Origin of the sequence: Stenotrophomonas sp. UBA7606 (assembly GCF_002477705.1) — a bacterium.
Taxonomy (GTDB): Bacteria; Pseudomonadota; Gammaproteobacteria; order Xanthomonadales; family Xanthomonadaceae; genus Stenotrophomonas.
On sequence record NZ_DLJW01000022.1, the window covers coordinates 43,364 to 57,918 of the forward strand.

Annotated in this window: 12 protein-coding genes; 2 read left to right on the forward strand and 10 right to left on the reverse strand. The window is 65.0% G+C overall.

All coding sequences use genetic code 11. The features are described 5' to 3' along the window. Position 1: 1 nt before the first annotated feature. Genes B2527_RS03715 through B2527_RS03725 form a run of 3 tightly spaced genes read right to left on the reverse strand, consistent with a single transcriptional unit; the run spans position 2 to position 4,994 of the window. On the reverse strand, positions 2-1,348 hold the full coding sequence (locus tag B2527_RS03715) for an FN3 domain-containing metallophosphoesterase family protein (RefSeq protein WP_293706208.1): 1,347 nt from the start codon (positions 1,346-1,348) through the stop codon (positions 2-4). A 23-nt stretch (positions 1,349-1,371) separates the two neighbouring features. Beyond that, positions 1,372-2,481 (reverse strand): phytase, encoded by a 1,110-nt coding sequence (locus B2527_RS03720; RefSeq protein WP_293706196.1) that lies wholly within the window; start codon positions 2,479-2,481, stop codon positions 1,372-1,374. Further along, a complete protein-coding gene (locus B2527_RS03725) occupies positions 2,478-4,994 on the reverse strand; it encodes a TonB-dependent receptor (RefSeq protein ID WP_293706209.1) in 2,517 nt (838 codons plus the stop codon). The genes B2527_RS03720 and B2527_RS03725 overlap by 4 nt, the downstream gene beginning before the upstream one ends. A gap of 182 nt (positions 4,995-5,176) precedes the next feature. Between B2527_RS03725 and upp the strand changes: the two genes are divergently transcribed. Continuing rightward, positions 5,177-5,809, forward strand: a complete 633-nt coding sequence (upp, locus tag B2527_RS03730) for a uracil phosphoribosyltransferase (protein ID WP_293706197.1) — start codon at positions 5,177-5,179, stop codon at positions 5,807-5,809. 52 nt (positions 5,810-5,861) lie between these two features. Here upp and B2527_RS03735 read toward each other — a convergent pair whose 3' ends face one another. The 7 genes from B2527_RS03735 to rsmD form a co-directional block, all read right to left on the reverse strand. Beyond that, positions 5,862-6,695, reverse strand: a complete 834-nt coding sequence (locus tag B2527_RS03735; RefSeq protein WP_293706198.1) for an alpha/beta hydrolase family protein — start codon at positions 6,693-6,695, stop codon at positions 5,862-5,864. Between the two features lie 97 nt (positions 6,696-6,792). Beyond that, positions 6,793-7,683 (reverse strand): MBL fold metallo-hydrolase, encoded by an 891-nt coding sequence (locus B2527_RS03740; protein WP_293706199.1) that lies wholly within the window; start codon positions 7,681-7,683, stop codon positions 6,793-6,795. Positions 7,684-8,054: 371 nt separating this feature from the next. Beyond that, positions 8,055-9,797, reverse strand: a complete 1,743-nt coding sequence (gene ggt / locus B2527_RS03745; protein ID WP_293706200.1) for a gamma-glutamyltransferase — start codon at positions 9,795-9,797, stop codon at positions 8,055-8,057. Positions 9,798-9,799: 2 nt separating this feature from the next. Next, complete coding sequence (locus tag B2527_RS03750; protein ID WP_293706201.1) at positions 9,800-10,078, reverse strand: YfhL family 4Fe-4S dicluster ferredoxin; 279 nt, start codon at positions 10,076-10,078, stop codon at positions 9,800-9,802. Between the two features lie 574 nt (positions 10,079-10,652). Continuing rightward, the gene (locus B2527_RS03755; protein ID WP_293706202.1) at positions 10,653-11,144 is read right to left on the reverse strand and encodes a hypothetical protein; all 492 of its coding nucleotides are present in this window, start codon (positions 11,142-11,144) and stop codon (positions 10,653-10,655) included. A gap of 41 nt (positions 11,145-11,185) precedes the next feature. Beyond that, a complete protein-coding gene (gene coaD / locus B2527_RS03760) occupies positions 11,186-11,689 on the reverse strand; it encodes a pantetheine-phosphate adenylyltransferase (RefSeq protein ID WP_293706203.1) in 504 nt (167 codons plus the stop codon). Further along, positions 11,686-12,306: a 16S rRNA (guanine(966)-N(2))-methyltransferase RsmD gene (gene rsmD, locus B2527_RS03765; protein WP_293706204.1), complete on the reverse strand. Its 621-nt coding sequence runs from the start codon at positions 12,304-12,306 to the stop codon at positions 11,686-11,688. Before rsmD ends, coaD begins: the two co-directional genes overlap by 4 nt. A 192-nt stretch (positions 12,307-12,498) precedes the next feature. Here rsmD and htpG point away from each other — a divergent pair, with 192 nt between their 5' ends. Next, positions 12,499-14,403 carry a molecular chaperone HtpG gene (gene htpG, locus B2527_RS03770; protein WP_293706205.1) on the forward strand — a complete coding sequence of 635 codons (1,905 nt, stop codon included), beginning with the start codon at positions 12,499-12,501 and terminating at the stop codon, positions 14,401-14,403. The last annotated feature ends 152 nt before the right edge of the window (positions 14,404-14,555 follow it).

Sequence of the window (14,555 nt, forward strand, 5' to 3'; positions counted from 1 at the left end):
CCTACTCCCAGCAGCGATCATCACGGCCCTTGGGCGACACCGGACGCGGGCAATCGCGCTGTGGAATGCGCCCTTCGCTGATTTCGCTGAACCGCTTGCCCGCCGCGCCATCGCGGCGGATCAGGAAGGCGTCGTACAGCCGGCCAGTGGCAGTGCGTGCCTCGTAGCGCAGCTGCTGGTCATCCACGCGCAGTACCTGGAACAACTGGGTGTCCTCGGCCGTTGGCCGCATCGTGGCGCGGGCCTGCGGTGAAAGCCGGTACTGCTTGGGACCCGCTACCGAGGAAATGTACTGCGGCAAGCTGGCACCTTCGTCCGCGCGGCGGCCGTAGGTGTGATCGTGGCCCTGCAGCACCAGGTCAACCTTGTGCCGCTGCAGGACCGGGCGCACCTGTTCGGCCAGCACCGAGGTGTCGCGCTCGGCGCGCAGTGGATACAGCGGCTGGTGTACCACCACGATGTTCCATGGCTGCGTGCTGCCGCCCAGTACGCCTTCCAGCCAATCGGCCTGCGCCGTGGCCGTGCCCAGATCCAATGCCGAGGTGCCATCCAGCACCACCACGCGCACGCCCTGGTAATCGAACCAATAGGTGGTGCTGGGCGTTGCCTTGGCACCATTGGCAGGCAAGGCAAAGCTCACCGGCCAATGCTTGCCCAGCACCCTGCGCTCCTGCGGGGTGTCCTCGAACTCCTCGAAGTACTCATGGTTGCCTGCGGCCGGCGCCACCGCCATGCCGGGCAGCAACCAACCACCGGCGGCAAACCATTCGCCCCATTCGTTGTCGTCCTCGCCATCGCCGCCGCTGACCAGGTCGCCGGCAAACAGCGCCAGTCGCGCGTCCGGGGCAGTCTGCCAGCCCTGGCGGATCACCCTACTCACATGACTGAGGTTCTTGTTCTGGGTATCGCCGAAATACAGCAGGGTCAACGGCTGGCCAGCTGCGGCAGCCGTACGGAAATGCTGCCAGGCGCCCCACGTGCCCTGCCCCTGCACGCGGTAGGCATACAGCGTGTCCGGTTGCAGGCCATCGATCAGTGCGCGGTGGTGCTGGCTGTCGCCATTCTCGGTCTGCAGGTTCTGGCTGCTGGCACGCACCTGCCGCACCTGGCCCATGTCCGGCGAATCACCGGCCACGGTCAGCTCCAGCAACGGTGCCTGCGGCAATGGCGCGGTCCGCCAGGCCACTGCAAACCCGGTGCTGGCGTCCTGCGCTGGAGACGCCACCACACGGTCCGGGAAAGCGGTGGCGGCATAGTGCCGGCTCCCCGCCGGCACCTGCGTATTGGGTTCGGCAGCTGGAACGGCCCCCACCGTTCCAGCTGCGCCCCACAGGGCTGCCAGCAGCAGCCCTTGCCTCAACCCCTGGACCTTCACTTGCCGCAATCCTGCGGCAACGACAAGGCGCTGGCGATATCGCGCCAGTCGAACGCCACCACGCCCTGGTCGTCATGCACTGCATACAACGCGCCTTGCGGGAACCGCGCCGAAGCCTGCTGGCTGTTCCAGATGCCGTCGGTGTTGGCCACGGTATTGCCGTGGAACGCACCCACTGGCGCCAGCGTCTTGCGGTCAAAAAGATGGAAGGTGCTGCGATCCTTGCCCTGCTCGGTGGTGATCCACCAGCCGCCGTCGCCGCAGGTACGCAGCATCACGCCTTCAGCCTGCGCCTTGAACTGGCCACGCCCAAAGGTCTCCCCACTGAAGTCGCCAGCCAGGTTGTAGACCTTGAACTCGCTGGCATAGGTTTCGTCTTCCTCGGCAATCAGCAGGCGGTCGTTGGCCGGATCTCCCCAGATCGACTCAACCACCCGCAGCGCGCCCTTGGGCGAGGTATCGCCGATGCTGCGGACCAGACGGGCCTGCAGTGCGCCGCCATCGAAGCGGACGTGGTAACGGCGCACGCGCTCGTTCAAACGCTCCAGCGCGGGCAGGATGTCGTTGCCGGCTGCGTCCTCACCATCGTCGTAGGAGTCGGTGACATACACGTCGTAGCCGTCCTGCTGCGGGTTCACCCACAAGCCATACGGCTTGCGCAGGTCCGCGCCTGCAAACACACCCAGCGGCTTGAAGTCCGGCAGCTGCAGGACCTGCACGCGATGGTTGTCGCGCTCGACAATGAACAGCAGGTCGCCCTGCACGGCAATGCCATTGGGGCGATCGAACTGACCTGGCGCGGTGCCAGTGCTGCCGACATCGCGCAGGTGCTTGCCGGTCTGGCCGTCATACACCACCAGCTTGTCGGTGGCCTTGGCGGTGGCGATCAGCCACACCTGGCCATCGGCGCCGCGCCAGCTGGCCGGCGAATCTATGTTGTCGGCCGGCGTCATCGGCGTCAGGAAGGCCTCGGCGACCAGCTTGGCCTGCAGGGGCGCGGCGCCCTCGGCAAGATCGGCGGCGCTGGGCGGTGTGGTGGAACGCGGTGCCGGCTGGCAGGCACTCAACGCCAGCACAATGGCGGTGGCCAGCAGTGCGGCCTTCACAGGGCCACCTTCACGCCAACAGCGTAGGTACGGCCGTATTCCTCGTTCTGCAGGGTGTGCGAACGCACGCCCTGGTACAACTCCAGCGGTTCATCCAGCAGGTTGGAGGCTTCCAGGTACAGACTCACGTTCTTGCTTACCTTGTAGTCAAAGCTGAAATCAAGCTGCGTATGCGGTGCGACGTAGATATCGAAAGCCCGGCTGTCGCCGATGGTATCCAGGTATTCGCTGCGGTAAACGCCTGCCAGACGGGTACTGAGCCCACCCCATTCGTAGCCGATATGCGCGCTGTAGATGTTCCTGGATGCACGCGGCAGGTTGAAATCCTCACCTTCACGCTTGGCCATGCCCGGATCGAAATCGGTATCCAGCCAGGTGCCGCTGGCACCGACCAGCAGACCCGACCAGGCACCCGGCAGGAAGCTGAGCTGCTGCTGCCAATTGAACTCGGCACCGAACACCTTGGCCTTGTCGCCATTGATCGATCGGGTGACTTCAAAGCCCGGATAGTCCGGATCGTCCTCGGTCACCGTCTCCACGATGTAGCCATCGATGGACTTGTGGAACAGGCCCAGCGAGATGATGCCGCTCTCGCCCAGGTAGCGTTCGAAGGACAGATCCAGGTTGGTCGACTCGTAGGGATCCAGGTTGGGATTGCCGATACGCACCTCGCCTTCATCGCGGTTCACCGCCGACCGCGGCGAAACATCGCCAAAGGACGGGCGCGCCACGGTTTTGTTCACCGAGCCACGCAGCACCCAATCATTATTGGTGTCGTAGCGCAGGTGCAGCCCCGGCAGCACGCTGGTGTAGCTGGTGTTGGCGGTGCGCGGGGTTACCGTGACGGTCTCGCCGTCGGCGGCGATATCCACGTCATTGCCGGTAGCAGCAAACTGGGTGTTCTCCACGCGCACGCCGCCGATCACGCGCAGGGCGCCAATATCCCAGGTGCCCATGGCATAGGCCGCCAGGATGTCCTCGTTGGCTACATAATCCTCTTCCAGCGAGGTCATCATATTGCCCGCGACATCGCCGGACTTGGCACTGTACTGGCCACCGTTGGCCTTCCACCACGCGCGCATCGCCGCCGAGCTCATGCCCTGCCCCAGGCTGCCGCCGCGATGATCCAGGGTCTTGCCGTTCCAGCTGGCCAGGTCAACATCCGGACCTTTCTTCAGTTCAACCTCATCGACATTGACGTCGCGCTCGCGCCAGCGGCCCAGCACACCAAACTTGTAGCTGCCCTTGTCGCCATCAAAGCGGATGTTGGCCTGCGCACTGCGTTCGCTGTCGTCAACCTGCTTGGGCGACAACACCACGCGATCGAACGCATAGTTGCCATTGTCCATCCAGCCGTTGTCGCTCAGGCTCAGGCCGGGGATGCCGCTGTTCTGGTCCAGGGTGGCCGAGAACGAATCGCCGTCATAGTCGAAGCGCGCTTCCATCTCGTCGTTCACCCGCTCGCGGGTCTTGGTATAGCCAACGCGGTAATCGAGCACCGCGTTGCTCAGGCGGTTCTCGCCGCCCAGGCTGACCGCAAACGTATTCTCTTCCTTGGTGCGGTAGCGCATGCGCTTGCTGATCGCATCGGCAGGCAGGTCGTCAAGCTGGTAGCGGTTATTGCCCAGCGCGGTGACCGTATCCGCATCGCCCAGGCCGAAGATCACGCGCTGGCGGGTCTCGGCATCGTCAAAGCGGCTGTACAGGGTGCGCAGGTAGTAGCGGTTGTCGTCGTCCGGCCGCCAATCGAAGTTGAGGTTGGCGCCGGTGCGCTCACGCTCGATGGTGTATTTGCGGTGCTGCAGGTCGACGGCCAACATTTCGCCGTCGTCGCCGAAGCTGTCGTACTCCACCTCGGTGTTGTCGGACTCGAACGTGCGCTTCTGGTAGTTCACGCCCAGCGCGACGCCAAAGGTGCCGCCGAATACTTCGCTGTAATTGAACGCGGCTTTCGGGCTCGTCTCGCCGGACAGCTCCTGATGGCTGCCTTCCAGCTTGCCCTTCAGCGATCTGCCATCGCGATCGAAGGCCGAGGCCGATTCCACTACCACCGCGCCACCGATGGCATCACCGGGCATGTCCGGCGTCGCCGCCTTGATCACGCGCAGGCGCTCGGTCGACTCTGAGGGAATGACGTCCAACGGCGCGGCGCGCGAGGCATCCTCCGGGGTACCGATGGCGATGCCGTCGATGCTGACGCTGTTCAAGGCTGCATCCAGGCCACGAATCACCACGAAGCGGCCCTCGCCCTGGTCGCGGGTGACGCTGACGCCCGGCAGACGCTGCAGCGACTCGGCCACGTTCATGTCCGGGTAGTCGCCCATCGAATCCGACGCCACCGCGTCCTGCACGCCATTGGCATCGCGCTTCATCTCCACCGCGCGGATCTGTGCTTCGCGCTGGGCGCGTACCTCGATGCGCTCAAGGTCGATTGCCGCTGCAGCACCACTGGCAGCCACCACGGTGCCGCCATCCGGCGATACCTGATCGGCCATCGCCGGCGCGGCTGCCATGCAGGCCACCGCGGTCGTTACCGCCACCACCAAGACGCTCTTGCGCACTACCGCCCCCGATCTCTGTAAAGGATGGGTGTGCACGTTATGTCCGTACAGTTACATGACAGTTACACTGACACAGCGGGAATATTGCAGTCTTCGCTAAAATGGCGGTCCTCTCCCTCCAGCGCGATCAGCCCATGAAAATCGTCGAAATCCGCCACCCGTTGGTCCAACACAAGATCGGCCTGCTCCGCGATGCATCTATGAGCACCAAGGATTTCCGTGAGGTTGTCAACGAACTGGGCATGCTGTTGGCCTACGAGGCCACAGCCAATCTGGAGACAGAAAGCCACACCATGCCGGGCTGGGCCGGCCCGGTGCAGGTGCAGCGCATTGCCGGTGCCAAGATCACCGTGGTGCCCATCCTGCGCGCCGGCCTGGGCATGCTGACCGGCGTGCTGTCGCTGATTCCGGCGGCACGCGTGAGCGTGGTTGGCCTGCAGCGCGATGAGGAGACCCTGCAGCCGGTGCCCTACTTCGAACGTCTGACCGGCCGCCTGGAAGAGCGTGATGCGCTGATCCTGGATCCGATGCTGGCCACCGGCGGTACCCTGATCGCCACCATCGACATGCTCAAGCGCGCCGGCGCACGCCGCATCAAGGGCATCTTTCTGGTCGCCGCACCGGAAGGCCTGAAGGCCTTGGAAGCCGTGCACCCGGACGTGGAGGTCTATACCGCCGCCATCGATGAGCGCCTGAACGAGAAGGGCTACATCCTTCCGGGTCTGGGCGATGCCGGTGACCGCATCTTCGGCACCCGGGTCGGCTGAGGACCCTGGGGCGGTCACGGCGCGATTGGCGAAGTGACCGTGGGGCGATACCTCAGTGTCGCACCCAGCGCTCCTTCAGGGCGGGGGCCGACAACACCCCCCGCGCCTGCTCGTCGTGGAGCAGGTGCACCCGCAGGAATGCCGTACCCAGCTCGCGGGCCCGCCGGAAGAGTGCTTCAGGTTCCCCGCCGACAAGGTTGTGGTCGGCCCCGGCGAGCACTACCCCGGTTTTGTCACCGGTAGCAGCAGTTTCAACCGGGTAGAGGTGGTCCACCGGGTCGTTCACGAAGCCTGGCACAAGGTCCTGATCGCCCGTCACCAGCAGCAACGGCACGGCCAACGATGCATACGATTGCGCATCGACCAGGCCCGGAACTTTGCCGGGCGAGGAGAACCCCAGCACCGCCACCACCGAAGGATCCCGCAGTGGACCAAGTGCCGAAAAGGCACCACCCAAGGCTGCGGAAACCAGCGTGCCCAAGCTATGGCCTGCAGCGGCAACCGGCATCCCGGGCCAGTGCGCCGTGGCGTACCCGCTGGCGGCGCGCATGTCCGCAAACCGCTCCACCAAGCCCTGTTGCAGCGAGAACTTCTCGCGCTGCGGATACTTCATCGAATCCACATGCATCGGCGCCAGCACCACAAAGCCGGCATCGGCCCAGGACTGCAGCAAGGCCTCGTAGCGTTCTGGCCAGGCACCATGCCCCGAGGAGAACAGCACCACGCCGCGAACCTTGGCAGGTGCCCATAGGGTCAGCGTCGTGGAACGATCAGCGCTTACCTGCAAGGGCACCACCTCGCTGGGTGCGGCCAGCGCACCCAGCGACGGCCCCAGCAACAATGCCATGACAAGCCCGGCACGACGCAGCAGACAGGAAAGTTTCAAGACATTACCCCGACCTGGAAAGATGGGAGCAATGTCCGCTTTGGCCGCAGCGGCAATCAGTGCCGGAAGTCAGTTTTTCAGGGTGCCCCTGGTCAGCTCAAGCCGCCAGCGTACGCGCCCTCAACTCGCTCACTTCGTGTGCGGTGCCATAACGACCTTTTTCATCGCGTACCACCTGGGCCATCGCGCACTGCGGGTCGTGGGTGAAGAACAGGTGCACGTTGCGCGCCAGCTTGTCTTCCAGGAAGGCGCGCTTCTCATCGATCAGCAGCTCGGCATTACGGTCGTAGCCCATGGTGATCGGCACATGCACCCACGACCGCCCGGGGATCAGATCGGCGCAGAACACCACGCCACCGCGCGGCTCGCCATTGACCTGCTCGGGGCCAACGATCTCGGCCAGCATCAAGCCCGGCGTATGGCCGTCGCTGAAGCTGAAACGCACGCTCTGCCCCAGCACCTGCGAGTACGGGCCGGACACGATCTCCAGCCGACCACTGGCTTCCAGCAGGGCCGGCAGCTCGGGGATGAAGCTGGCGCGGTCGCGCGGGTGCGGGTGCCGCGCGCGCTCCCAGTGCTCGGCCCCCACCACGAAAGTGGCATTGGGGAACAGCAGCTCCGGCTCGCGCCCTTCCGACCACGGCGCCAGCAGGCCGCCGGCATGGTCAAAATGCAGATGGCTGAGCACCACCACATCGATGTCCTCGTGCTCGAACCCCGCCTCGCGCAACGAGTCCATCAGCACGTGCTGCGGTTCCTGCACTCCAAAGCGCTCACGCAGCCTGGGTTCGAAAAACGCACCGATGCCGGTTTCGAACAACACCGTCTTGCCGGCCAGCGGGCTGGCCAACAAGGCCCGGCAGGCGAGTTCGATGCGATTGAGATCGTCCGACGGTGACCACTTTTCCCAAAGGGCCTTGGGCGCATTGCCAAACATTGCGCCGCCATCGAGCTTTTGCGAGTTACCGCGGATTGACCAAAGTTTCATATGAAAAATTCTACCCGGACCGCGTTAAATATTCGCAAGGTCGCAGCGCCTGAATATTGACGCCCAAAGCAGCAAATGCGGGATGCCGGGACATTGCGCGCCATCCTCTTCCGCAGACCTTGTGGAGACCGCATACCACCGCGAAAAAACAAACACTTCCCCCGCCGCGACATGCTCCGGCCTTGCCGTCATTCCCGCGCGGGTGCGCTCCTCAACCCAACACGGCGGGACCAACGCAACTGGTCCAACGCCACTTGTTGATTCGCGCGCGGGTACCTGCAACGCCAGGCCATGTGCAATGACGTCCACAAGCGCAAACACCCGATTTGAGAGTGCCCAAAGAAAAACCCCGCCGAAGCGGGGTTTTGCGATCACTCAGGCTGGCCAGGCTTGCCAACCTCGGCACTGCCCACCGGGTTGCGTGGGTCGCTGCCGCCACTCAGGGTGTTGCTGCTGCGGTCCCACTCCACCGTCTGCAGGTTGCCCCAGACGTGGCTGGAGCCGCGCCCTTCGGCGGCGGTATCACCCGGCAGGTCGACCTTGTGCCCCATCGCCTGCAGCTGCTTGGCCACTTCCGGCGAGAACGCGCCACTCTCGGCGGAGATCTCGTCCGGCAGCCACTGGTGGTGGTAACGCGGCAAGGCTGCAACCTGCTGCGCATCCAGGCCGGCGTCATAGCCCAGGATGCCCAGCAGCACCATGGTGATGATGCGGCTGCCACCCGGGGTACCGATCACGATGACCTTGTCGGCGTTCTCCATGAAGGTCGGCGTCATCGAGCTCAGCATGCGCTTGCCGGTTTTCGGCGCGTTGGCCTCATAGCCCATCACGCCAAAGGCGTTGGGCGTGCCCGGCTTGAGCGCGAAGTCGTCCATCTCGTTGTTCAGCAGCACGCCGGTGCCCGCCGGGATCAGGCCCGAGCCATACAGCAGGTTGACCGTCTGCGTGCCGCCGACGCGGTTGCCTTCGCCATCGATGATGGAGAAATGCGTGGTTTCATCGTCCTCCAGCGGCGTCGGGTTACCCGACAGCAGGTCGCTGGGGGTGGCCTTTTCCGGATGGATGGTCGCCCGCAGGCCCTGCGCGTAGTCGCGGCTGGTCAGCACTTTCTGCGGGATATCGACGAAGTCCGGGTCACCCAGGAAGAAGGTGCGGTCGCGATAGGCACGACGCATCGCTTCCACCACCAGGTGGGTGCGATGCGCCTCGTCCATCTTGTTGATGTCCCACCCTTCCAGGATCTGCAGCATCGATGCCAGCGCGATGCCGCCGGAAGACGGCGGCGCGGCCGTGGTGATCTTCCAGTCGCGGTAGTTGAAAACGATGGGCTCGCGGGTCTTGACCGTGTAGCCGGCCAGTTCCTCCGCCGTCCAGCGGCCACCGGCCTGCTTCACGCCGGCCAGCAGCTTGCGCCCGGTCTCGCCGCGGTAGAAGCCGTCAAACCCCTTGTCGGCCAGCAGCTGCAGGGTGTGGGCCAGCTCGGGCTGCTTGAAGATGTCGCCTTCGGCAATCGGCTTGCCGCCACGCAGGTAGACCTCACGCGTGCCGGGGTAGCGCTCCATCACTTCACGGCGGGACGCGTAGCCGCGCGCCATGCGGGCATATACCGGGAAGCCATCGCTGGCGACGCGGATGGCCGGTGCCAGCGAGTCGCCCAGCGGCAGCCGGCCATGCTCGCGGGCCAGCTTCACCAGTGCCGCCGGCAGACCGGGGATGCCGGCCGACCATGGGCCATTGACCGAGCGATCGCGATCCAGGTCGCCGTTCTTGTCCAGGAAGGCCGCCGGGGTGGCCGACTCGGGCGCGGTTTCACGCGCATCCAGCATCAGGTCCTTGCCGGTCCTGGCATCATGCAGCAGGAAGAAACCGCCGCCGCCCAGGCCGGAGCTGATCGGCTCCACCACTGCCAGGGTCGAGGACACCGCCACCGCGGCGTCGAAGGCATTGCCGCCCTTGCCAAGGATTTCCATGCCGGCCTGGGTGGCCAGCGAGTGACCGCTGGCAATGGCCGCCCCATCCGGATGGGTGGCGCGGGCCGGGGCGGTTTCAGCCGCCCACAGCGCTGGCGAGGACACCAGGGCAACAAGCAGCAGGGAACGGGCAAGGATCTTCATGCCTAGGGGTTCTCCGGTTCGTAAAGCTCGGGGTGATCGCGCTGCAGGCCGGCCAGTTTGGCCAGCAGCTGATCCTGGGTTTCGGGGATATCGGGGTCCGGGTCGATGCACTCGACCGGGCACACAACAACGCATTGCGGCTCATCGAAATGGCCGACGCATTCGGTGCAACGGGCCGGATCGATCACGTAGATCTCCTCGCCCATGGAAATGGCCTTGTTTGGGCAGGCGGGCTCGCAGACGTCACAGTTGACGCAGAGCTCATTGATTTTGAGGGACATACTTCCTGCCTTCCCGTGGGGACGGGATGTTCAACCAGCGCCTGCCCTTACCGTATCAGCGGGGGGCGCGGCTGCGGTGATACTGCAGGCAGCGGAGCGATCCGCGTGCCTGCGATTGCATCGCTGCTGGCGAAGCGATACGGGCCTGGCGGCTTGCGCCGCCGCTGCCCTGCCTGCAGCAATCCCCGCTTGCGCGGGGCTATCTACCGGCAACTTCACCGGGGGCGAATCCCGCCTGCGCGGGGATGACGCATTGGCAACTTCACCAAGAGCGATCCCCGCCTGCGCGGGGATGACGCACTGGCAACTTCACCAGGAGTGATCCCCGCCTGCGCGGGGATGACGCACTGGCAACTTCACCAGGAGCGATCCCCGCCTGCGCGGGGATGACGCACCGGCAACTTCACCAGGAGCGATCCCCGCTTGCGCGGGGCTATCTACCGGCAACTTCACCGGGGGCGAATCCCGCCTGCGCGGGGATGACGCACCGGCAACTTCACCAGGAGCGATCCCCGCCTGCGCGGGGATGACGCACCGGCAAAGGCGGGGCCGCTGGCGGCCCCGCGCCAGTGCGTCACTTGGCTTCGACGAAGATGTAGTCGGCGCCGGTCGGCTTGACGATGGTCTGTACGCGGGCGTTGTCAGCGGCATCGCCGATGAACACCACGCGCACGCCCTTCATCGAATCGGCCTGCACGCCCTTGAAGCCGGCTTCGATCATGTCGGCCATCTTGGCCGAAGCAGACGAACCGAAAGCCAGCATGTTGCCCGGCTGGATGCCACGGCCGATGGCGGTGGTGGCGCTCTCAACCTGGCGGTCGTACTTGGCGGCGAATTCCGGATCCGATTCCGGCGGCAGGTAGTACAGGAACGGGCTGGAGGTGATGTTGCCCATGTTCTGCACGGCAACGGCCTGCAGGTACTTCTTCCAACCCGCATCATCGTCCTTGGCGGGGGCAACCAGCGCCTGCTGGGCTTCGGCGACCGGGGCGGCCTCTTCCTTCTTGCAGGCCGTGAAAGCCAGCACCATCGAAGCGGCAAGCATCACGCGCATCGTGTTCTTCATGGTTGTTCTCCCTTTAGAGGTATTTGCTACTGATTTCTGGATTACTGCCCGCGGGCTTCGCGGGCCTTGCGCAACGCTTCCAGCACGGTTGCCGGCACGAAACCGGACACATCACCACCGAGCCGGGCGATTTCGCGCACCAACGAGGAGGAAATGAAGCTGTGCTGCTCGGAGGGGGTGAGGAACAGCGTCTCCACCTCCGGTATCAGATGCCGGTTCATGCTCGCCATCTGGAATTCGTATTCAAAATCGGACACCGCACGCAGGCCGCGCAGCAGCACGCCACCGTGCACCGAGCGCACGAAATGCGCCAGCAAGGTGTCAAACCCCACCACTTCGACGTTGTCATGGTGCTGCAGGGCTTCGACCGCCAAGGCCACGCGCAGGTCCAGCGGCAGCGTCGGACCCTTGGCCGGGCTCTGTGCGACGCCCACCACCACCTTTTCGAACAGCGGCGCAGCGCGGTTCACCAGGTCGATATGACCATTGGTGATCGGGTCGAAGGTGCCCGGGTAAACGGCGATGCGGCGGTTCGGTATGGTCATGCGGGTTCGGTCGCGTTCATGTCGTCGCGAAGTGTAGCAGCGGCCCGCCGATAGAGGGCATAGCTGACGTCGCGGGTGCTGCCATCGCGGTGCAGGACCCAGTCGGGCGGCAACAGTGGCGCCGCGCCGGCCGGCGCCTCCAGGTACAGCCAGGCACCGTCGGCCAGATGCCGCGGCAGTTCAGCAAGCACCCGCTCCCACAGGCCGGCGGCGAAAGGCGGGTCCAGGAACACCACGTCAGCCTGTGCCGGCGGCGCGGTCCGCAGCCATTGCAGCGCATCGGCGGCGGCAACCGACACCTGCCCGGCGGCATCCAGCTTGCCCAGGGTGGCGCGCAGCGCCGCGACCAGCCCGGGATCACGCTCCACCAGCTGCGCAGCCGCAGCACCCCGCGAAACCGCCTCCAGCCCCAACGCACCGCTGCCGGCAAACAGGTCCAGCACGCGCGCACCCGGCAGCTTCGGCATCAGCCAGTTGAACAGGGTCTCCCGCACCCGATCGCTGGTGGGGCGCAGCCCCTCCAACTGCGGCACCTGCAGGCGGGTATTGCGCCAGCGACCACCGATGATGCGGACCTGGCCCAGCGCCTCGCCGGTCCGGCCACCGCCACGGCTCACGCACCCAGCTCCGGCCAACACGCACGCAACAGACAAGAATGACGGGACATCAGCGCTCTTTCAGGCATCTCCAGGGGCCATAGATGATAGACCAGCCCCTGCCCCATCTTGAAAACGCCGTATCCACCCCTATCCCTGCAGGCAGCCGCCGCGCTACCGCGCGGCACGTCAGCCAGGGAGCACCACCGACCGATGAACGCACCGAACCAGAAAGAGACCCGCGGTTTCCAGACCGAGGTGAAGCAGCTGCTGCACCTGATGATCCACTCGCTGTACTCGAACAAGGAAATCTTCCTGCGCGAGCTGGTGTCCAATGCCGCCGACGCCGCCGACAAGCTGCGTTTCGAAGCGCTGACCCAGCCCGAGCTGCTTGAAGGCGGCGCGCCGCTGCGCATCCGCATCGAGGCCGACCCGGCCGCGCGCACCCTGACCATCGACGACAACGGCATCGGCCTGAGCCGCGATGAAGCCATCGCCCACCTCGGCACCATCGCCAAGTCCGGCACCGCCGAGTTCCTGAAGAACCTGTCCGGTGACCAGAAGAAGGACTCCAACCTGATCGGCCAGTTCGGCGTGGGCTTCTATTCGGCCTTCATCGTGGCCGACCAGGTCGACGTCTACAGCCGCCGCGCCGGCCTGCCGGCCAGCGAGGGCGTGCATTGGTCGTCCAAGGGCGAAGGCGAGTTCGAGGTCGAGACCATCGACAAGCCCGAGCGCGGCACCCGCATCGTGCTGCACCTGAAGGAAGGCGAAGACAGCTATACCGATGGCTGGCAGCTGCGCAGCCTGATCAAGAAGTACTCCGACCACATCGGCCTGCCGATCGAGCTGCAGAAAGAACACCACGGCGAGGACGCCGACAAGCCGGCCACGCCGGAATGGGAAACCGTCAACCGCGCCAACGCACTGTGGACCCGCGCCAAGTCCGAGATCACGGACGAGGAGTACAAGGAGTTCTACAAGCACATCGCCCACGACCCCACCGATCCACTGGCCTGGACCCACAACAAGGTCGAGGGCAAGCTGGAGTACACCTCGCTGCTGTTTACCCCCGGCCGCGCGCCGTTCGACCTGTACCACCGCGACGCGCCCAAGGGCCTGAAGCTCTATGTGCAGCGCGTTTTCATCATGGACCAGGCCGAGCAGTTCCTGCCGCTGTACCTGCGCTTCATCAAGGGCGTGGTCGATTCCAACGACCTGCCGTTGAATGTGTCGCGTGAAATCCTGCAGTCCGGCCCGGTGATCGACTCGATGAAGTCGGCGCTGACCAAGCGTTCGCTGGACATGCTGGAGAAGCTGGCCAAGGACAAGCCGGAGGACTACGCCGGCTTCTGGAAGAACTTCGGCCAGGTGCTGAAGGAAGGCCCGGCCGAGGATTACGGCAACCGCGAGAAGGTCGCCGGCCTGCTGCGCTTCGCCTCCACCCATGACGACAGCGGCGAGCAGAGTGTCGCCCTGGCCGATTACGTCGGTCGCATGATCGAAGGCCAGGACAAGCTCTATTACCTGACCGGCGAGAGCTACCAGCAGGTCAAGGACAGCCCGCACCTGGAGGTGTTCCGCAAGAAGGGCATCGAAGTGCTGCTGATGACCGATCGCATCGATGAGTGGCTGATGAGCTACCTCAACGAATTCGACGGCAAGTCCTTTGTCGATATCGCCCGTGGCGACCTGGACCTGGGCAAGCTGGAGACCGAAGAAGACAAGAAGGCACAGGAAGAAGTCGCCAAGACCAAGGAAGGCCTGGCCACGCGCCTGAAGACCGCGCTGGGCGAGGAAGTGGCCGAAGTGCGTGTTTCCCACCGCCTCACCGATTCGCCGGCGATCCTGGCCATCGGCGAGCAGGACCTGGGCCTGCAGATGCGGCAGATCCTGGAAGCCAGCGGCCAGAAGGTGCCGGACAGCAAGCCGGTATTCGAATTCAATCCCAGCCACCCGCTGATCGAGAAGCTGGATGCCGAGCCCGACATGGACCGGTTCAACGACCTGGCCCACGTCCTGTTCGACCAGGCCGCATTGGCCGCTGGCGACAGCCTGAAGGACCCGGCCGGCTACGTGCGCCGCCTGAACAAGCTGCTGCTGGAACTGTCGGCCTGACGATCCACACCCTCCCTTCGCGCAGCGAAGGGAGGGTTGGAGAGGGCTGCCCCGTAGTGCCGAGCCACGCTCGGCAGGGGCTTTCCCAGCAATTCCTGTAGTGCCGCGAGCCACGCTCGGCAGAGGCTTTCTCAGCAATTCCTGTAGTGCCG